Below are 18,599 nucleotides of genomic sequence, written 5' to 3'. Positions count from 1 at the left end.
GAAATATGAAAGAAGTAACTTTAACTGATCGGGAAGAAACAATTAATCTCGGTGAACAAATTGGCCGGTTACTTAAGGCGGGAGATGTTCTTGTCCTTGATGGTGACTTAGGAGCCGGTAAAACGACCTTCACTAAAGGAATCGCAAAGGGCTTAGCGATCCCAGATCTAATTAAGAGCCCGACTTTTACCATTGTTCGGGAATATCATGATGGGCGATTACCACTTTATCATATGGACGCTTATCGACTTGAGAATGGTGGGGCAGAAGACCTTGGACTTGAAGAATACTTTGATAGTGATGGAGTCAGTGTTGTTGAGTGGGCTCAATTTGTTGCGGATGAATTGCCGGCCGACTTTTTAGCAATTCATTTTAAGCGGACAGATGATGAGAATACGCGGTGCCTACAATTCGAACCTCATGGACAGCACTTTGAACGGATCGTTACGGAGCTTTAATCTTGGCAGATACAGTTAAAATTAAATTAGCAGAACCAAAGGAAGCATCTAAAGTCTTGAGTTTTCTCCGGCAAGCTGCAACCGAAAGTGATGCGGTAACAATTCCGCACTTAGAACGAGTTACCGTAAAGGAAGAACAGGAAAACCTACAAGTAATTGATGACTCTGATGATTGTGTGATCCTCTTAGCAATTTTAGGTGACCAAATTATCGGGATCGTTACGGTAATGCGGTTAGCTGAAAAACCGGAAATGGGAGAACTTGGTGTTATCGTTGCCCAAAAGTACTGGCACCAGGGGATCGGTCAGCTCTTAGTTGATGAAGCTCAATATTGGTATAGTAATTACAGTAGTTTAAGTGGGTTAGTGTTGGATGTGTTTGAAGATAATCTTCCAGCAATTAACCTGTATCGAAAAATGAACTTTGTGGTTCAAAAACACGTGCAAATCGCAGGACGCCCTGCTTTATTGATGACGTATTATTCCAAATAATAAAAACTAAATTAAAATACGGTCCAGAATTCGTTAAAAGTGAACTCTGGACCGTATTTAGTATTGAATTAATTACTTTCAGTAATAAATAGAGAAGATGAAAAAATTTTTTCCATCCCTGTTACTTTTAATGCTTCTTAAAAAACACTTGTTTAAGATTATGCCACCAAGCACCCTTTTCTTGGTGCCCTGAAACGTCTTGAGTAACTTCAACGCAACCAATATATTTGCCATTGTTATCATGAAGTGAGTAGAAGGCAATGTTAACTGGCTTGTCATGATAATGGATGATCAGGCTAAGAACACCACGTTTGCCGTCATGCATTTGCTTGAGAACTTGCTTAACCCGTTCTTGACTGTGACCGGGATGGACTTCTAAAACATGCTTGCCTAAATCGTCATCGGTCCGCTTGAAGAGGCGGTGCTTATTTGCAGACGACCAACGAACAATATCGTGCTCGTCAATGAAATCGAATTCTTCGGGAATGGTTTGAAAAATTGCGTTAAGCTGGGTTAAGGTTAGATTACCACCCAGGAGATTAACTGTCTCGTTATTCATGGATTGGGTTCTCCTTTAATTGTAAAAATTAATGAATGGTCGGAGTTTGTCGCCACCAAAATGCTCGGCTTCATATAATAGAATATTTGCGCAAGCCTGGGCGTCATTAAGGGCGTTATGGTGGTGGTGCAGGTCAATCTGCAAGGCGTCACAAACGGTATTGAGCTTGTAGTTGCTGAGACCTGGAATTAGTTGACGACTACTCTTAACAGTATCAAGTGTCTGGTAAGTCGGTGGTTGGATTCCGTAGTGAAGAAGGGTGTTTTTTAAGACACTATTATCAAAACTATTATTATGGGCAATCACAAGTTGCTCCGGCTGGTAGAATTGTTTGATGTGTTGCCAAACTTCGGGAAATAGTGGAGCATCCTGAACATCTTTTTCATGGATGCCATGAATTTGAACGTTTCGCCAGAAAAAATCAGTTTGGGGATTAATTAAGGTATAAAATTCGTCAGTGATTTGGTTATCCCGAACGATTGTTAGGGCCAATGAGCAGGCACTATAACGTTTGCCGCTTGCAGTTTCAAAATCCATCGCGATGAAGTTCACGAAGCAGGCTCTCCTTTCAATAGTTAAATTATTAATAATATAATTAATTCTAACAATAATTTTGTGTAGATTGCAAAAGTTTATTGAACAAACATGATACAATATTATTAAAACAAAATAAAGGACGACGAAACAATGGTAGTTGATTTAATTAAAGAATTTCCTGAGATTGATATAAAAAAGCAAGAACCGCTCTCAAAGTATACTTTTACTCATACTGGTGGTAAGGCTGATTGGCTAGCTTTTCCAGAAAGTGTTGAACAGGTTCAACAATTAGTTGATTTTGCCCGGGAAAACGATATTCCATTAACTGTCATCGGAAACGCCAGTAATTTGATCGTTCGTGATGGTGGAATTGCTGGCTTGGTAATGATTGTTACGAAGATGAATCAGATTAAGGTTGAAGGTAATATAGTTAAGGCCCAAGCTGGCGCTACTTATATTAAAACAACTCAAGTAGCCCGGGATCACAGTTTGACTGGCTTAGAGTTTGCTGCTGGGATTCCTGGAAGTGTTGGTGGGGCAGTCTTTATGAACGCCGGAGCATATGGTGGTGAGACCCAATTTGTTGTTAAGTCAGCAACGATCATGTTACCAACTGGTGAGATTCAAGAACTAAATAACGAAGAACTAGACTTTGGTTACCGACACAGTAGCGTTCAGGACAATAACGGGGTTGTGCTAGAAGCCTCCTTTGGTTTAAAGCCGGGTAACAAAGAAGAGATTACTGCCCAAATGGATAATCTTAATGCTCGTCGGGCGGCTAAGCAACCATTAGAGTTACCATCCTGTGGGAGTGTCTTCAAGCGACCAAAGGGTTACTTTGCTGGTAAATTAATTCATGATTCTGGTCTTCAAGGTTACACTTCAGGTGGTGCCCAAGTGTCAAAGAAGCATGCTGGCTTTATTGTTAATATAAATAACGGGACAGCTACTGATTACTTGAATGTTATCCACCATGTTCAAAAGGTTGTTAAAGAGAAGTTCGGTGTTGATCTCGAAACGGAAGTCCGGATTATTGGACGCGATTAATAAAAAGTAAGTCCTAAAGCCATGGTATTTGAATGGCTTTAGGACTTACTTTTTTTGTTGAGATAGTTTTTTATTGCAGCAGAGTCAAAATGAGTTCGCCAGGAGCCTGCTAGAGTTAATGATCCTAATGTAATATGGTCAAAATGAGTTCGCCCTAACCTTCCTTGAGCTAACGAACTCCACCTCCGACGACGAGACGCCGTTCGGTGGAGAAATCGTTGTTTTAACGGGCTCACACTCTAAATCTTGTATTCTGCACCGTTTTGAGGATCCAATAGGAAAGAACTTGGAGGCAGGTGAGAATGAGGGTGAACTTTAACATGTTAATTGACCAGATAGACATGAGTTGGTGGAAAAACCAGCTTGGGGTGAAAAAGAGGTAGATGGAATGGAGACGGAGGAAGCGGCCGATATAGATCCCAATACTGGAAATAAATGAAAAGAGAATAATCCACCCAAATTTTAGCTTCGGGTGTTTAGGAGTAATCAGTTCAGTAAGTTGGTGGCTGACTTGATCTAATGAAAGTAAACCGAAGAAAAGGCAACTGACGGCACAAAGAACCATGATCGCAAAAATCAGCCAAATATGAGGATCTGACTTGAGGATCCCATTAATACTAGTATGGGGATTGAGCCAGGAAAGGTGAAAGAGGTCGGTCATGACGTATGGGGTGTTGGGATAAAATAATAGCCAAACGATCAGGCTAACCCAAAAAGCTAGTGCCCGGCGATCATTGAACCGTGGTAACTGAAAGCCGATTTCTACCGGGATATAAGCAAGAAAAACGTTGAAAGCCATGAAGTTAAATGGCTTAGGAATGAAAAGTTTAAGGAGAATAATCGCAATCCAAAAGAAAATACGGATTTGCCACTGCTTAGTTAATTTAAACATTTAATCGGTTCCTTCCAGAAATAATTGTTTCACTGTCCAGAATACCAGACTTTACTGTAGATACCAGAAATTTAATGAACTACGGTTCTTTTTGGAAGAAAATGATATAATGTTATGGTAATTTAGAGGATGGTGAGATAAGTTATGCAGTTTATTTCAGCGCTGTTTACTTGGCAGAACCTGATCCATCTAATCGATATCTTAGTAATTTGGTTTTTAATCTATGAATTATTGCTGTTAATTCGTGGTACCCGTGCTGTTCAGCTATTCCGGGGGATCTTGATTATTATCTTGGTTAAGGTTGTGAGCTGGTATATCGGTCTGAGTACGGTTTCATGGGTTATGGATCAGATCATTAATTGGGGAGTTATCGCCATTGTGATCATTTTCCAACCAGAAATTCGTCGGGGACTAGAGCACCTGGGACGTGGCACCTTCTTTACCCATAACCAGACAGCTAATGAGACTGAGGAAGAGACCATTAGACAATTAGATCAGGCAATCCAGTATATGTCAAAACGACGAATTGGTGCGTTGATTAGTATTGAAATGAAGACCGGTTTGGAGGAATATATTGAAACTGGGATTCCGCTAGATGCGGATATTTCAGGAGCGTTACTGATTAATACGTTTATTCCTAACACACCACTTCATGATGGAGCGGTTATTATTAAGAATAATCGGATTTCAGTTGCTGCGGCCTATCTACCGTTATCCGATAGTAAGCTGATTCCAAAGGAACTAGGAACCCGTCACCGGGCTGCAGTCGGGATTAGTGAAGTGACAGATGCGTTGACAATTGTTATTTCTGAAGAGACTGGTGAAGTTTCGATTACAAAAGATAACGAACTAATCCGTAATATGTCACGAAATGATTACCTGAAATTCTTGCGGGCCCAACTTTACAGTGAGTCATCCGGGAATGAGAATACGAACTTCTTTACCAAGCTCTTCTCATTCTTTAGTCGCCGGGGAGGTGGCAGCAATGAATAACTGGGAATTTTTCAATAATAAGTGGTTCTTGCGGATAACATCACTGGTTTTGGCGCTGTTCCTATTCTTCTATGTTAATAACGGGAGTAATGGTTTCCTTCGCCAGAATACTAGACAGCATGATCAAACGAGTGCGTTAATGTCTAACAAAACAGCAGTTATTCGGATGCCACTTGATATTACTACGGATAGCAACTATGTAGTGAGTGGTTATCCCAAAACGGTGAAGGTCAGTGTTAGTGGTCCTTCAGCGTTAGTAACGACGACCTCAAACACACAGAATTTTAAGGCCTATATCGACTTAACCAACGTTGGGACCGGTAAGCACCGGGTAAAGGTAAAAACGAGTGGTTTGAATTCTGAACTTCACGCAACGGTCAAACCAAAGTACGTGACGATTAATATTCAACCACGGAAGACGATCGTAAAGAAGATTACGGTTCGTTTGAGTTCCCATTCCTTAAGCAATAATTTCAAAGTTGGGAATCCGCGGACTGATGTGGATCATGTCCGCGTTTCTGGCTCACGTGAAGAGGTTGATAAGGTTGACCGGGTAGTGGCCTTTGTTGCGATGCCAAATAAAACTACAGAAGATATTCACCGTCTAGTAACCTTACAAGCAGTGGATAAGAATGGTCAAACACTAAACGTGGTGATTGAGCCGAATACAACTAACGTGACGATCCCAATTCACGGTAACGATAGCGATACTGAGAATTCATCGAGTGGTAGTGAAAATGAGCAGTCTAGTTCCAGTGCTAGCCACTCCAGTCGCGAAAGTTCGAGTGAAAATAGTTCGTCAAGTAGTAGCACACAAGTAAGTTCAAATAATAATGATTAAGAGGAGAAAATAATGAAGTTAAAATATTTTGGTACTGATGGAGTTCGTGGAGTTGCAAATCGAGATTTAAGCCCTGAATTAGCCTTTCGTGTTGGCCGTGCTGGTGGGTATGTTCTAACCCGTCACTCTGATCGGAAGCAACCACAAGTGTTAGTTTCACGTGATACCCGGATCTCTGGTCAAATGTTAGAGAGTGCTTTGGTTGCTGGTTTGCTATCAGTGGGAATCGAAGTTTTACGGTTAGGAGTAGTCACTACGCCTGGTGTAGCTTACCTTGTTCGGGCCCAAGAAGCCGATGCGGGTGTCATGATTACTGCAAGTCATAATCCAATCAAGTACAACGGGATTAAGTACTTTGGTGGAGACGGCTTTAAGTTATCTGATGACTTGGAATACGAAATTGAACAATTATTAGATGCTGAAGAAGATACTTTACCACGTCCATCTGACGAAGGTCTTGGAACTGTGGCGGATTATCATGAAGGGGCACTGAAGTATACTTCATTCCTTGAACAAACTGTATCAACAGATCTATCTGGTTTGAAAGTTGTTGTTGATGCCGCTAATGGTGCTACTTCAGGTTTTGTTTCCAACCTTTTTGCTGACATGAACGTTGACTTTATTCCAATCAACGCCCAACCAAACGGCTTAAATACCAACCTTAACTGTGGTTCAACTCACCCAGAAGGACTACAAAAGGCCGTTGTCGAAAATAAGGCTGATCTTGGAATTGCCTTTGACGGTGATGGTGACCGGTGTATTGCTGTTGATAATGAAGGAAATATCGTTAACGGTGACAAGATAATGTATATCTGTGGTAAGTACATGGATAGTAAGGGCTTGTTGAAGAAAGATACTGTTGTAACGACAGTGATGAGTAACATGGGGATGTACAAGGCACTTGAAAGTCATGACATGACTAGCGTAAAGACCAAGGTTGGTGACCGTTACGTTGTTGAAGAAATGTTGAAGAACGGTTATAACCTCGGTGGTGAACAATCCGGTCACATTATCTTCTTGGACTATAACACTACTGGAGACGGAATGTTGACCGCCCTTCAATTACTTTCCGTAATTAAGGAAACTGGTAAGTCATTGAAGGAATTAGCCAGTGATGTGACTGACTATCCACAAGAACTTGTAAACATCAAGGTTGCTGATAAGGCTGCTGCGATGAATAACGAAAAGCTTCGTGCAATCATTGAAGAAGTTGAAAATGAAATGAATGGCGATGGTCGAGTATTAGTTCGGCCAAGTGGAACTGAACCACTACTCCGGATTATGGCAGAAGCAGCCACTCCAGAATTGGTCCACCAATATGTTGAACGGATTGCTGATGTTGCTCGGCAAGAACTTGAAGTTAAATAATTGGTTAAGGGTGAGAAAAAGCGTTTTGCTTTTTCTCACCTTTTATTTCACAATTTTATAAACTAGACCAATTAAAGATAATTAAATTGACAAGAACTGCGCAAGGCATTATGATACTAAGTGTATTTAATAAGTAGGACACTTTATAAGTGTCTATACCAATTTTAAAAGGATGGTATTAATTATGTGTGGAATTGTTGGAGTGACTGGAAATAAGGACAGTCTATCAATTTTAATTAATGGCTTAAAGCGGCTTGAATACCGTGGTTATGATTCAGCTGGTGTCTATGTTAACGATAATGAAGGTCATGATTACCTTGTAAAGCGGGCTGGGCGAATTAGTAACCTTGAAGCCGCTTTGACTGATGAGGTTCAAGGGTTATCAGGAATTGGTCATACTCGTTGGGCTACCCATGGTGAACCAAATGAAGCCAACGCTCACCCACAATACTCAAGCGATGAACGTTTCTACCTTGTTCACAATGGTGTGATTGAAAACTATGCTCAATTGAAGGCTGACTACTTGGCTGATGTTGATTTCAAGAGTCAAACTGATACTGAAGTAATTGTTCAGTTAGTAGATAAGTTTGTGGTTGAAGATAACTTAACCACCAAGGAAGCATTGCTTAAGGTTCTGAAGTTAATCAGTTCCGATTCATCATACGCCTTTGTCTTAATGGATAAGGAAGAACCAGACACCCTTTACGTTGCTAAGAACAAGAGTCCATTGCTTGTGGGAATTGGTGATGGCTACAACATGGTTGGTTCAGATGCTACTTCAATGTTGAAGCAAACTAACGAATTCATGGAATTGGACGATCACGAATTAGTTATCGTTAAGCCACACTCCATTGAGATCGAAGACTTTGATGGAAACGAAAAGCACCGTGATACCTTTACTGTTGATATGGATCCAAATGCTGCTGATAAGGGAGCTTACCCATTCTACATGTTAAAGGAAGTTGACGAACAACCTGCTGTAATGCGGAAGTTAGTCCAAAAGTACTTTGACGAATATGGCAAGCCAACAATCAACGAAGAATTGTTAAAGGCAATGTCAGAAGCTGATCACCTTTACATCATTGGTGCTGGTACTAGTTACCACGCTGGTTTGATTGGTGCACGGATCTTTGAAAAATTGGTTGGTATCCCAACTTCTGTTCACATCTCATCAGAATTTGCTTACGAACAACCACTTCTTTCTAAGAAGCCATTCTTTATCTTCTTGAGTCAAAGTGGTGAAACAGCTGATAGTCGTGAAGTCTTAGTTAACGTTAATAAGAATAACTGGCCAAGTTTGACGATTACTAATGTTGACAAGTCAACTCTTTCTCGTGAAGCAACCTTCACTGAATTGCTTTACGCTGGTCCAGAAATTGCCGTTGCTTCTACTAAGGCTTACACCGCTCAAATTGCTGTTGAAGCAATTTTGGCTAAGGCCCTTGGGGAATACATGGATAAGCCAGTTGCTGGTGCATTTGATGTTAAGCATCAACTTGGTTTGGTTGCCAACGGGATGCAATCAATTACTGATAGCAAGAGCATCTTGAAGGACCTTTCAGACAAGTACCTTTCCAAGCCACGGAATGCCTTTTACATTGGTCGGGGAATCGACTGGTCTGTATCTCTTGAAGCGGCTTTGAAGTTGAAGGAAATTTCCTACGTTCAAGCTGAGGGCTTTGCTTCCGGTGAATTAAAGCACGGAACAATTGCCTTGATTGAAAAGGGGACTCCAGTTATTGGAATCATTACTCAAGACCGGACTGCCGGTTTGACTCGGAGTAACCTTGAAGAAACTGAAGCCCGGGGTGCTAATACCCTGACAATCGTTTCTCGTCACTTGGCAAAGGATAACGATAATATTATCTTGCCAGACGTTGACGAATTATTAAGCCCATTGCTTAGTGTTGTTCCAGCACAATTGTTGGCTTACTACACTAGTCTTGGTAAAGGCTTGGATGTTGATAAGCCACGTAACTTAGCTAAGTCAGTTACTGTTCAATAATTAATTTATAATCGCTAGATGCACTTTTATGTTTAGCATCTAGCGTTTTTTTGTCCATTATTTAAGAAATAACTTAACATTTTTAAGGGAAATAATTAAAAAACTTATTGACATCAACTCCTGAAACCGCTATCATAATAGCTGTAAGGTATTTAAGTAATTACCTTCTAATCAATTCTCTTTCTCTCTTATGCCAATCATCGCCATTTTCGACGATGATTTTTTTTATTTTTCCGGCTATAATAGTTTGAGTATATGAAGGGAGTAGGGATTGTGGAAGAACAACATGAAGTCTTAGATTTAATTGAATTGATTACCCGAAATGACGGGACCACCTATTATGAGATTGGTAACATGGTCCAAAATGGCCGGGCTGAACTTGCAGCTGAGCGAGGATTTATTAAAGAGGTCCGAATCCTCCAATTAAACATTCCGCATTCACAAAACGTTATTAAGTATGAGCACTTTATCAATACGCATTACAAGATGCAGGATGAGTCAATGGACCACTGGGAGGAGTGGAAACGAACACCAGAAGCAGATCAACTAGTTCACGATATTTTGGAAGAAAACCACATTGGTTAGTGAATTATGGGCTTATGAATTTAATTCTAAAAGAGTCTATACAGCCATTTGCCAAGACATTATAATTAAACAAGATATCTCTTGGGGGTTCTGTTGATGAACACAAAAAAAGACTTTAGCAATCGCCGGACTCGTCCTCACCACGTTACTGGGATCGATGGCTTGCGGACAATTGCTGTTTTGGGCGTTATTGGTTACCATTTATTGCCAACTCAAGTAAAGGGGGGCTTTCTTGGTGTCCCACTTTTCCTGTTAATTTCAGGCTATTTTATTACTTACCAATTCAGTAAAAAATTTGAACGTGGCAGTGCGCTAGGCTTAGGTCATTTTTATGCCAAGCGCTTTTATCGTCTGTACCCGGTCCTCATTACGATGTTAGTACTGACGATTGCTTACATCACGCTATTTGCTCGTGAGTTATTACATAATATTCGGCAAATCTTTGTTACAAATATTCTTTGGGTATATAACTGGTGGGAGATTTATCACGGCCAGTCATATTTTGATCAGTTTGCTAATAAGTCACCGTTTACTCACCTTTGGACATTAGGTGTTGAGGCTCAGTTTTATGTTTTGTGGCCAGTAATTATCTATCTCTTGTTCAAAATCTTTAAGAAACGGTCAATCATTCAGTACATTGTCTTAGCATTAGCGGTCTTATCTGCAATTGAAATGGCGATTCTTTATCATCCTGCGACTCTTAATCGAGTTTACTACGGGACGGATACCCGAGCTTTCTCCCTCTTGCTTGGCTCTTGGCTTGGTTTAGTTTGGCCATTAGATCGATTAAAGAAGGACATTTCGGTGACTGCATCCCGAACCTTAGATGGCTTAGGGATTACTACCTTAATCATTACCTTGTATGGTTTTATAAGTTTGGATGGTCAATCATCCTTTACTTATTACGGCGGAATGTTCTTCTATAGTGTTGTTGGGATGGCTCTTATGGCAACTATTCTTCATCCTGGAAGTCACATGAACCGGTGGTTGACTAACCCATTCTTTACTTGGTGTGGACAGTGCTCTTACGGGATTTATGTTTATCAGTACCCTGTCCTCGTCTTTTATGAACGAGCAATTGATGTTGGTGTTCACCCCGTAGTTAGCGGGATTGAAGAATTGGCAATTATCATAATTATTAGTGAGTGTTCTTACCGGTTAATTGAACAACCATTGTTAAAGCGGCGACTATCAGATATTAAGTGGCATAAGATTTACTTTACTAATTGGCGGCAAGCTTCATTAGCAATTGTTGCTTTCTTGGTGGTTGGTACAGCAGTATATGGCCTTTGCCAACACAACGTTCAACCGAAAAAGACGAATCTTCAGAAACGGATTGAAAAGAATGATCAACTAACCGAGCAGCATAATAAGCAACTTAGTAAGGGAAAGAATGTTAAAACGGCTAAAATTAGCACGGTACAAAAGAAGTACCAGCTAAGTAAGGCAGAAATTGAGCGAGCACAAAAGTTAAAGGTTACAGCAGTCGGTGATTCGGTAATGCTCGATGCCTCAAATAGCCTCCAGCAATTAATGCCCCTTGCCTATGTCGATGCTAAGGTTGGTCGTCAAGGCTCGCAAACTCCAAAGGTCCTTAGCCAGCTGAAAGATGAAGGTCACCTTAACCAGACCGTAATTCTTAACCTGGGAAATAATGGCGCAATGGACCAAAAAACGATTGATGAGATCTTGAATACAATTGGTAAAGAGCGACAAGTCTATTGGGTAACTCCCCATATTCCAACAAAGAGTTGGCAGCAGCAGGTTAACAGTCAAATCCAAGAGATTGCTAAGAAGCACCATAACGTGCACTTAGTTGACTGGTATGCCACAAGTAATGGTCAGTCCAGCTGGTTCGCTAAGGATGGCGTCCATATGAATAAGCAGGGAAATAATCACTACGCCAAGTTAATTACAAAGACAATCTTGAAATATCAATGAGGTGAGTAGGGATGGATGATAATGAAAAACTGCTGGATAAGGCAATTGATTTATACTTAACTGGGTTAAAGGGCCTCGGTTCATTTATCTCTGAGCCTTCTGCAGAATATTCACTTTCCTTTGAGCAGTACCTAATCTTAAAGAAGATCGTGCGAAAACCGAAAATTAAGTTAATGGATATTGCTGAGGAGCGGGGAGTAACGAGAAGCGCTATTTCCCGACAACTTCGGCCACTTTTGAATAATAATTACATTAAGCAGGAGGCTGATCCGGAAGATCGGCGCCGCTTATTCTTAATTAGCACACCAGAGGGTAAGCAAGTTGAACACCGGATTAGCTCGTTAGTGATGAGGCGCTTTTCAAAGTGGGTCGATGTTTACGGGAAGGATCGTGGCGCTGAACTGCTAAACCTTCTGGAAGATTTCAACAAGCAAATAATAATGAGGAGAAGAAAATGATTAAAGTAGTTGCATTAGATTTAGATAATACCCTTTTAAACAGTAACAAGAAAATTAGCGCACGGAACGAACGAGTCCTCAAGCAATTACATGCAAAGGGGATTCATGTTGTTTTATGTACTGGTCGGCCAATTAACGCTATCTGGCCATTGATTGAACAACTAGGTTTGACTACTCCCGATGATTATACAATTACCTTTAATGGCGGTTTGGTAATCAATAACGTATCAAAGGAACGACTCTTTGAACTAGGGATGAGTCGGGATGATCTTCAGCCGCTTTTGAAATTTGCTAATGAAGAAAAGATTCCGCTTGATATCTTAGACTTTGATCGGGTATATGAATTAAGCGATCTACCGGGATCAATTTATAAGACGGTCTTGAAGAACATTGAATTCCGTGACATTAAGGGTGCTGATCTTCCAGATACAACTTATAGTAAAGCCATTATTGCAACGCCAGCCGAAAAGCTGACACCAATTATCAAACAGTTGCCAGCAGAACTAAAAGAAAAGTATCATGCAGTTCAATCGCAGCCAATAATTATGGAGTTCTTACCACCAAAGGTTAACAAGATGGTTGGCTTGCAAGCACTTTTGAAGCATTTTGGCTTAGACTTCAGTAACCTGATGACGTTTGGGGATGCGGATAATGATTTTGAAATGATTCAAACTGCTGCCCAAGGAATTGTAATGGCAAATGGTCTGCCACAAGTTAAGAAGGTCGCTACTGCAATTACTGATTCAAACGATGATGACGGTGTTGCTACGTATTGTGAGAAGTATTTTGCAACATTGCTGTAATAAAAGTTGATAAAAATAACTAAAAAGTTGTTAAATAAGGTGATTTAGAGAAAAATCACAGTTAATTTAACAACTTTTTTTATTATTCACACAGTTAATTTAGGTTAGCCAAAGAAATGATAAATTGCGATATGTTAGGCTTTAACACCATAAATTTAATAAATGTGAGTTTTTGTACAATTAATATTTCAGTAACTTTACAAACACTTCGCAATAATCCGCTAATCGATATCTTGCTGTTATCTGGCAGTAACATTCATCGTGTAATATAAGAACCGTTGAATCGAATTAAATAAAAAGGATGGTATTGAATTTATGATTTCTAAGAAAAAGCTTGCTAAATTAACTGCTTCTATTGGTGCTGTTGTTTTTGGTATTGCTGCAACTCAAGCTGCTGCTAACGCTGACACAATTTACACTGTTAAGAGTGGTGACACACTTTCAAGCATTTCTTACAAGTTTAACAAAGACAATAGCCTTGTTAACAAGATTGCTCAACAAAACAGCATCAAGGATATTAACAAGATTTACGTTGGCCAACGCTTAGTTATCAAGAGCGATGGTGAAATTCAAGTAGCTCCATCTCAAACGACTACTCAAAAGAGCACTACTACTAACGATAGTCAACAAAGTGCAACTAGTACTGTAAGTGGATCAGATGCCGCAGCCAAGGCATGGATTGCTAACCGCGAATCTGGTGGTAACTACGGTGCTACTAACGGCCAATACATTGGTAAGTACCAACTTTCTGCCTCATACCTTAACGGTGACTACTCAGCTGCTAACCAAGAACGGGTTGCTGACCAATACGTTGCTAGTCGCTACGGTTCCTGGACCGCTGCTCAACAACACTGGATCGCAAACGGTTGGTATTAAAAGTAGAGTGTGAGCCAGCGAAGAGCCTGCGGAAAGTTAGCAATTTCTCCTGACGAAGGCGTCTTGCGCCTAGGAAGGAGTTTGCTAACTCTAGCAGGTTCCTGGTAAACACATTTCGGCTATGTTGCCTAGAACGTTAATCCTAACAAATAAAACTCCCAACTAGGTGTTAAGTGCATCTAGTTGGGAGTTCTTTCTTAGAATAAAAATAAGTCTAAGTAGTGCAATTAAGCCACTTCAATGATACAATTAATACAGTATCTTGGGGATGTTTTTTGGATTCGACAGGTATAGGTCGAGTTTCAATTGCGTTTCGAAGGTTGCGTCTTCGTAAAAACGCTCAGTTTTAAATTATAACTGCAAACAATAATTCAAACTCTTACGCATACGCTGCCTAACAAGTAGCGCGCGTAAATCCATCCTGGGTTCGTCCATGATGCAGTGATGGGTTTCATAAAATAGTGGACTACGCTTAATGCTCAGGCTTGAAGCATTAAGAAGAGATTACCAAGCTAGTTAGTCATGGTTGCCCTGATCAACGGCGTTTTGGCTAATGAAATTTAAATAGTTGAGATACGAACGTAGAGATTGAAATGGCGATATGCTTGGACACGGGTTCGACTCCCGTCATCTCCATTGTGGGGTTGCATTGAGTAGTAAGCAACTTCAAAACGCCGATATAATAAGGCTTTGAGAAATACAACTTTCAATAAATAGCATTGAATTGCAAATAAATGTTGTATGAAATGTTGTATAGAAATTAAATATTGTCTGGGCGTGGCCATCACAACAAAACGTGATGGTTTTTTTATTTTAAATTTAGTGTAATAAAAAAGGCGCTCTACTGTGAGAGCGCCCTTGAGATAAAAATAACGACAAGATTCATTGTACCAATCATTGGCCTGCTAGTCAACATAAGATAATCAATCATACACCTGTGGCTTTTTCATTTCATCTAAGAGCTGATCCATACCATAATTTTTGGCAAATTCAACTAATGCACGATTTTTCATACTGTTAAAGCTTCGCAAGCCAATATTGTATCGGTCACATAGTTCTTGACGATTGTACTTTTTGTTGATTATGTACTTATTAATAATAAATCGGTATTTAGAATCTTCAATATTGTTAATTGCTTCTTCCACGTGGTGTAATCGCCAGTTTAAATCAGCGTGATTGACGAATTTAATTTCAGTATGATTAGTATTGCTGTGAGAACTAACACCTTCAAATGAAGGACTACTAATCAGTGTATTACGTGCATTGATTAGTGCTAGATCCTTTTTTAATTGTGCATAGTCTTTTAATACTTGACGTATCTTTTTAATATCTTTTCGCATAATTGTAACCACCTTTAATGTGATTACTGGGTATATAAGAAAAGCGTCGCAATTAACGACGCCTTAATAGTTACGTACAACTCTGCCAGTTGCCTGGTGAGCAAAGCTCTGTAACTTCAGCTATTTTATTAGTAGATGAAAAAATCGATTAACAAAGTCAAATGATGTTTGTAAAATCTGGTTGCTTGTTTCAACATAAACAACTACATCATTGAACAAAGAAAAAATCTACAAAGAAGGTGGATTTTCACCACCTTTCTTTTTGTTTGTGCCTTTCAAAGCACATCATTATTATAACATTTATGAATAATTTTCTCTATATTATTCGTTTAATGAATTACTGCCAATATTCACCACGTAATTGTTGAATCAGTGAGCGAACTTGGTATGGTGTCTTCTTCATATCAGTTGTGCGGTTGCTATACCAGAACTGAACTAAGATAATTACTGCCAAACGATATTTAGTATTTTTGGTTAATTCATCATTAGGCTGGCTATCAACAATAGCACTGGCTACATAATTCTTGGCAGTATTAATATAGCTTTGAATCAATACATCATCTTCATTACCATCAATTCTCAAAGCGTCTTTGATGGTGTCAACACTGATTTCGGGTTGATTGTTTATTGTATCTGTCATTTTATATCACTCCTAACAAAATAAGAGCCTACCCACTCATAACGAATAGGTAGGCTCTTTGAATTGACTGTTACTATATTATTGGCTACTTGCCAGCAGGCTTGGTAGCGGAAAGTGAGACGTTAATAGCAGCGTCACTTGAAATAGGTTCATAATCAGAACGAACAATGACAGATAAACCTTGTGCAAATTGATCGAACTTATCCCACTGGGCGAGTAATTGTGATCGCCGGAAAACGGCAACGGCTTCGGAAATGTCACCAGCAATCATCGGGAATGAACCGTCAGCATTGTTAGGCATAACCGCATCACTAATCACTACCACTGGGGCACCAAACAGTGAGAAACCACTAGCAGCGGTTGGGTTAGGTTGCAGCAGGTAACGGCCTTCGCTGTCCTTCAAAGTATCCAGGTAGTTAAATCCAGACTGGTTGACTAACCACATCTTGTTTAAGGCAGGGTCTAATTCAACGTTGAAGATCTTCTTTAAATCATCGGTGGCAGTAGCAGTTTCCTTCTTGAACGTGTCACTGGTCAGCACCTTCATAATGTTTTGATTATCGGTGTTGTCAACCAGCTTTTGCAGTTGGTTCTTAACTTCAGCCACAATATCAACGGCAGCATCTTCTACGATTTCGTTTGATAGGGCAATCTTACCAGCACGGGTCTTCACATCAAACGGCACGTCTTTAAACATATTAGCGTCAACGTCCGCAATGTCGGCCAATTCTTCCTTCGTAGCAAGGACCGCCTTATTGTTGCGCTTAGCGATTGGGTAGTGACCGGAACCAGCAGAAACGGTCTTAACAGTAGCGTATTGAGCCAGATTATACTTGCTGTTCTTTAACTCTAAGACAGGCGTTACAACTTCTTGTGGAATTACGGCAGTAGCACCGGAAGTTTTCAAACCGTCTCGCATTTCACCGTGAGAGCGAATAAAGTCTTCAAAGCTACGGGTTTCAGTCTTTTCGTTGTTATCAATAATAGTCTTTTCAGTCATCTTCTTGTTTTCCCCCTTGATAAACTTTTCATAGGAACGTGTATTAACATTTACATTTTGGTTGTCTGAATTGTCGGCATCTACGTTGGTTGAATCATAAGCAGGCACGGCCACCACAGATACATCAAACAGGTCTTTAATCTGATTGATAGTCCGGGTGATATTCCCCTGGTCGTCCTTTTCCCACTTGTCGGAACCATCGTCCACATCAAAACTGAATGAGCAACTGTCTAAGTTGCCAGCCTTAACATTGGCGAATACATCGTTGGCGGTAGTAGTGTCTGGCAGGGTGGCATCGAAGTGCAGCCCCTTATCATCTGGAGTTAGCTTTAAGGTGCCAGCCTTAACACTTGCCAGAACTTGTGTATAGTCATGGTCATTGAGCATTAATACATTAGACAGGTCAACGCCTTTAAGAGCGTCCGGTGAAACAACTTCTTTGAAGCCCCCTAAATCCTTGCTAGGAGTATTCCAAACAATCGCATAACCGGAGAGCTTCTTCGGGCTGTTCTGGGCCGTTTTAGCAGGTTGTGGTGAATTATCTGTCTTATCCTGCTTATCGCTGTCAGTGGGCTGTGCAGTCGGCTGTGGGGTCGGTTCTGCTGCTCGCAATTCAGCGTTAATCGTTAATCGGCGATCTTCCATTATTTTCATTCATTCCTTTCTCTGAATCATCGTTAAAGCTGTCACCATCGCTAGTCGGTGGCAACCCTAACTTGCTACGGGCTTCATTCCTGGTCAGCAAGCCGTTATTATAGCCGTCAATTGCTTGCTGTTGAATGGTAGCAGGATCAAGGCTTAGCAGCTTGTCGGTATTAAAGGTAAAGTCCTTACCAAACTTCTTCGATAGTTCACTTGTAAAACAATCAAAGTAGTGTTGCAGGGTACTTTGTAAGTATTGCAGGTTACTTTGTTGCTGGTTGCTATGCTCGTTTTCAAGCCCTAACCGCTCAACGGGCAGACCAAACGCCTTGGCAATCTGTCTTGTCGTCCAGTCGTTAGAGTTGACCAGTTTAAGTACGTCTGTATTGAGTGACAGGTTGCTAACGTCCATAGAATCATCTACCACAACGGTTTTCATTGAGTTAGGCCCGGAATTAGCATCATCGAACTTCTTACGAATGTTTTTAATGCTTTCGGGGTTTAGATCAGCTTGATTGACCTTGACCACCGTTGTACCGTGAATCCCATTGTTAAAGAAGTTAAGTAGTAGCTTGTTGCCAGCGTTTTGTACTCCTAGCTCATCTTTCAACGCATACAGGGGGCTTAATCCAGATACACCGTCAAGGGTGAAATATTTGAAGTGCAGCACCTTGTTCGGTGGAATCACTCGCTTAATTTTCCCGTTAGGTGAGTAGGTATACTTTAACCGCCCGGTAATGGTGTCTTGGCTTACGGTCATTTGATTGTTAGGAATAAACCGCAAGTTATGGTTAGGCAGTATTTCAGCAAACGAATTACCATTCAGTAGCATATTAGCGGCCAGAGCGAATTTGAAATGGAAACCGTCCATCGTGTCGTTCGGGCTACTGTTAATCTCTTTATTGATTACGTCCGTATCACACAGAACAGGGTTTGAAGCAATGTCACTGGCAATAATGTTGATTGCCGTAAAAACATCGCTATTGCGCAAGTTTGATGGTGATACATAGGCATAGGGGTCGTCACTTGAAATGCTAACCAACGCATCAAGAAACGGGTCATGATTGGTTGTAGTCGTATTCTTACTAAACCAGTTATCAAACAAACTCATTAAAAATCTCAC

The 18,599-nt window shown here is 40.4% G+C and carries 19 protein-coding genes and 1 other RNA gene; 13 read left to right on the top strand and 7 right to left on the bottom strand.

Features of this window, described 5'->3' with window-relative positions:
• The first annotated feature begins 5 nt into the window (after positions 1 to 5).
• Positions 6 to 458 (top strand): tRNA (adenosine(37)-N6)-threonylcarbamoyltransferase complex ATPase subunit type 1 TsaE, encoded by a 453-nt coding sequence (gene tsaE, locus H9564_RS05595; RefSeq protein WP_191684520.1) that lies wholly within the window; start codon positions 6 to 8, stop codon positions 456 to 458.
• A gap of 2 nt (positions 459 to 460) precedes the next feature.
• Complete coding sequence (locus H9564_RS05590; RefSeq protein ID WP_191684519.1) at positions 461 to 949, top strand: GNAT family N-acetyltransferase; 489 nt, start codon at positions 461 to 463, stop codon at positions 947 to 949.
• A gap of 127 nt (positions 950 to 1,076) precedes the next feature.
• Here the strand turns inward: H9564_RS05590 and H9564_RS05585 are convergent, their stop codons facing one another.
• Both H9564_RS05585 and H9564_RS05580 read right to left on the bottom strand, forming a co-directional pair.
• Positions 1,077 to 1,508: a PAS domain-containing protein gene (locus tag H9564_RS05585; RefSeq protein WP_191684518.1), complete on the bottom strand. Its 432-nt coding sequence runs from the start codon at positions 1,506 to 1,508 to the stop codon at positions 1,077 to 1,079.
• A 15-nt stretch (positions 1,509 to 1,523) separates the two neighbouring features.
• Positions 1,524 to 2,060, bottom strand: a complete 537-nt coding sequence (locus H9564_RS05580; RefSeq protein ID WP_191684517.1) for a 3'-5' exonuclease — start codon at positions 2,058 to 2,060, stop codon at positions 1,524 to 1,526.
• A 135-nt stretch (positions 2,061 to 2,195) separates the two neighbouring features.
• Here H9564_RS05580 and murB point away from each other — a divergent pair, with 135 nt between their 5' ends.
• Positions 2,196 to 3,092, top strand: a complete 897-nt coding sequence (gene murB, locus H9564_RS05575; RefSeq protein ID WP_191684516.1) for a UDP-N-acetylmuramate dehydrogenase — start codon at positions 2,196 to 2,198, stop codon at positions 3,090 to 3,092.
• Between the two features lie 232 nt (positions 3,093 to 3,324).
• On the opposite strand, the gene H9564_RS05570 is transcribed toward murB, so the two are convergent.
• A complete protein-coding gene (locus H9564_RS05570) occupies positions 3,325 to 3,984 on the bottom strand; it encodes a DUF1361 domain-containing protein (RefSeq protein ID WP_191684515.1) in 660 nt (219 codons plus the stop codon).
• A 144-nt stretch (positions 3,985 to 4,128) separates the two neighbouring features.
• Here H9564_RS05570 and cdaA point away from each other — a divergent pair, with 144 nt between their 5' ends.
• From cdaA to ssrA, 10 genes are all read left to right on the top strand, one after another.
• Positions 4,129 to 4,977, top strand: coding sequence for a diadenylate cyclase CdaA (cdaA, locus tag H9564_RS05565; RefSeq protein ID WP_191684514.1), 849 nt, complete (start codon positions 4,129 to 4,131; stop codon positions 4,975 to 4,977).
• Positions 4,970 to 5,818 carry a CdaR family protein gene (locus H9564_RS05560; RefSeq protein ID WP_191684513.1) on the top strand — a complete coding sequence of 283 codons (849 nt, stop codon included), beginning with the start codon at positions 4,970 to 4,972 and terminating at the stop codon, positions 5,816 to 5,818. The genes cdaA and H9564_RS05560 overlap by 8 nt, the downstream gene beginning before the upstream one ends.
• A 12-nt stretch (positions 5,819 to 5,830) precedes the next feature.
• Positions 5,831 to 7,186, top strand: coding sequence for a phosphoglucosamine mutase (glmM, locus tag H9564_RS05555; protein ID WP_191684512.1), 1,356 nt, complete (start codon positions 5,831 to 5,833; stop codon positions 7,184 to 7,186).
• 184 nt (positions 7,187 to 7,370) lie between these two features.
• On the top strand, positions 7,371 to 9,191 hold the full coding sequence (glmS, locus tag H9564_RS05550; protein ID WP_191684511.1) for a glutamine--fructose-6-phosphate transaminase (isomerizing): 1,821 nt from the start codon (positions 7,371 to 7,373) through the stop codon (positions 9,189 to 9,191).
• A 273-nt stretch (positions 9,192 to 9,464) separates the two neighbouring features.
• A complete protein-coding gene (locus H9564_RS05545) occupies positions 9,465 to 9,776 on the top strand; it encodes a hypothetical protein (protein WP_191684510.1) in 312 nt (103 codons plus the stop codon).
• A gap of 96 nt (positions 9,777 to 9,872) precedes the next feature.
• On the top strand, positions 9,873 to 11,717 hold the full coding sequence (locus tag H9564_RS05540; protein WP_191684509.1) for an acyltransferase family protein: 1,845 nt from the start codon (positions 9,873 to 9,875) through the stop codon (positions 11,715 to 11,717).
• An 11-nt stretch (positions 11,718 to 11,728) separates the two neighbouring features.
• Positions 11,729 to 12,175 carry a MarR family winged helix-turn-helix transcriptional regulator gene (locus tag H9564_RS05535; protein ID WP_191684508.1) on the top strand — a complete coding sequence of 149 codons (447 nt, stop codon included), beginning with the start codon at positions 11,729 to 11,731 and terminating at the stop codon, positions 12,173 to 12,175.
• A complete protein-coding gene (locus H9564_RS05530; RefSeq protein WP_191684507.1) occupies positions 12,172 to 12,978 on the top strand; it encodes a Cof-type HAD-IIB family hydrolase in 807 nt (268 codons plus the stop codon). Before H9564_RS05535 ends, H9564_RS05530 begins: the two co-directional genes overlap by 4 nt.
• 315 nt (positions 12,979 to 13,293) lie before the next feature.
• Entirely contained in the window at positions 13,294 to 13,854 is a 561-nt protein-coding gene (apf, locus tag H9564_RS05525; RefSeq protein ID WP_191684506.1) for an aggregation-promoting factor, read from the top strand.
• 264 nt (positions 13,855 to 14,118) lie between these two features.
• Positions 14,119 to 14,493, top strand: a transfer-messenger RNA (tmRNA) gene (gene ssrA / locus H9564_RS05520).
• Between the two features lie 284 nt (positions 14,494 to 14,777).
• Here ssrA and H9564_RS05515 read toward each other — a convergent pair.
• The 4 genes from H9564_RS05515 to H9564_RS05500 form a co-directional block, all read right to left on the bottom strand.
• Complete coding sequence (locus H9564_RS05515; protein WP_191684505.1) at positions 14,778 to 15,194, bottom strand: hypothetical protein; 417 nt, start codon at positions 15,192 to 15,194, stop codon at positions 14,778 to 14,780.
• 337 nt (positions 15,195 to 15,531) lie between these two features.
• On the bottom strand, positions 15,532 to 15,834 hold the full coding sequence (locus H9564_RS05510; protein ID WP_191684504.1) for a head-tail connector protein: 303 nt from the start codon (positions 15,832 to 15,834) through the stop codon (positions 15,532 to 15,534).
• Positions 15,835 to 15,919: 85 nt separating this feature from the next.
• Positions 15,920 to 17,479, bottom strand: coding sequence for a phage major capsid protein (locus H9564_RS05505; RefSeq protein WP_225209560.1), 1,560 nt, complete (start codon positions 17,477 to 17,479; stop codon positions 15,920 to 15,922).
• The gene (locus tag H9564_RS05500; protein ID WP_191684503.1) at positions 17,454 to 18,587 is read right to left on the bottom strand and encodes a phage portal protein; all 1,134 of its coding nucleotides are present in this window, start codon (positions 18,585 to 18,587) and stop codon (positions 17,454 to 17,456) included. Before H9564_RS05500 ends, H9564_RS05505 begins: the two co-directional genes overlap by 26 nt.
• Positions 18,588 to 18,599: the final 12 nt, after the last annotated feature.

It is taken from the genome of Limosilactobacillus avistercoris, assembly GCF_014836425.1.
Taxonomy (GTDB): domain Bacteria; phylum Bacillota; class Bacilli; order Lactobacillales; family Lactobacillaceae; genus Limosilactobacillus; species Limosilactobacillus agrestimuris.
The sequence above is the reverse complement of the archived record's forward strand: the minus strand, read 5'-3'. Positions and strand labels throughout refer to the sequence as shown.

What these genes read in the sequence shown, in the direction of transcription:
- tsaE (WP_191684520.1), top strand. Translation starts at nt 6, where the DNA reads ATGAAAGAAGTAACTTTAACTGATCGGGAAGAAACAATTAATCTCGGT.
- H9564_RS05585 (WP_191684518.1), bottom strand. Translation starts at nt 1,508, where the DNA reads ATGAATAACGAGACAGTTAATCTCCTGGGTGGTAATCTAACCTTAACC.
- murB (WP_191684516.1), top strand. Translation starts at nt 2,196, where the DNA reads ATGGTAGTTGATTTAATTAAAGAATTTCCTGAGATTGATATAAAAAAG.
- H9564_RS05570 (WP_191684515.1), bottom strand. Translation starts at nt 3,984, where the DNA reads ATGTTTAAATTAACTAAGCAGTGGCAAATCCGTATTTTCTTTTGGATT.
- cdaA (WP_191684514.1), top strand. Translation starts at nt 4,129, where the DNA reads ATGCAGTTTATTTCAGCGCTGTTTACTTGGCAGAACCTGATCCATCTA.
- H9564_RS05560 (WP_191684513.1), top strand. Translation starts at nt 4,970, where the DNA reads ATGAATAACTGGGAATTTTTCAATAATAAGTGGTTCTTGCGGATAACA.
- glmM (WP_191684512.1), top strand. Translation starts at nt 5,831, where the DNA reads ATGAAGTTAAAATATTTTGGTACTGATGGAGTTCGTGGAGTTGCAAAT.
- glmS (WP_191684511.1), top strand. Translation starts at nt 7,371, where the DNA reads ATGTGTGGAATTGTTGGAGTGACTGGAAATAAGGACAGTCTATCAATT.
- H9564_RS05540 (WP_191684509.1), top strand. Translation starts at nt 9,873, where the DNA reads ATGAACACAAAAAAAGACTTTAGCAATCGCCGGACTCGTCCTCACCAC.
- H9564_RS05535 (WP_191684508.1), top strand. Translation starts at nt 11,729, where the DNA reads ATGGATGATAATGAAAAACTGCTGGATAAGGCAATTGATTTATACTTA.
- H9564_RS05530 (WP_191684507.1), top strand. Translation starts at nt 12,172, where the DNA reads ATGATTAAAGTAGTTGCATTAGATTTAGATAATACCCTTTTAAACAGT.
- apf (WP_191684506.1), top strand. Translation starts at nt 13,294, where the DNA reads ATGATTTCTAAGAAAAAGCTTGCTAAATTAACTGCTTCTATTGGTGCT.
- H9564_RS05515 (WP_191684505.1), bottom strand. Translation starts at nt 15,194, where the DNA reads ATGCGAAAAGATATTAAAAAGATACGTCAAGTATTAAAAGACTATGCA.
- H9564_RS05510 (WP_191684504.1), bottom strand. Translation starts at nt 15,834, where the DNA reads ATGACAGATACAATAAACAATCAACCCGAAATCAGTGTTGACACCATC.
- H9564_RS05505 (WP_225209560.1), bottom strand. Translation starts at nt 17,479, where the DNA reads ATGGAAGATCGCCGATTAACGATTAACGCTGAATTGCGAGCAGCAGAA.
- H9564_RS05500 (WP_191684503.1), bottom strand. Translation starts at nt 18,587, where the DNA reads ATGAGTTTGTTTGATAACTGGTTTAGTAAGAATACGACTACAACCAAT.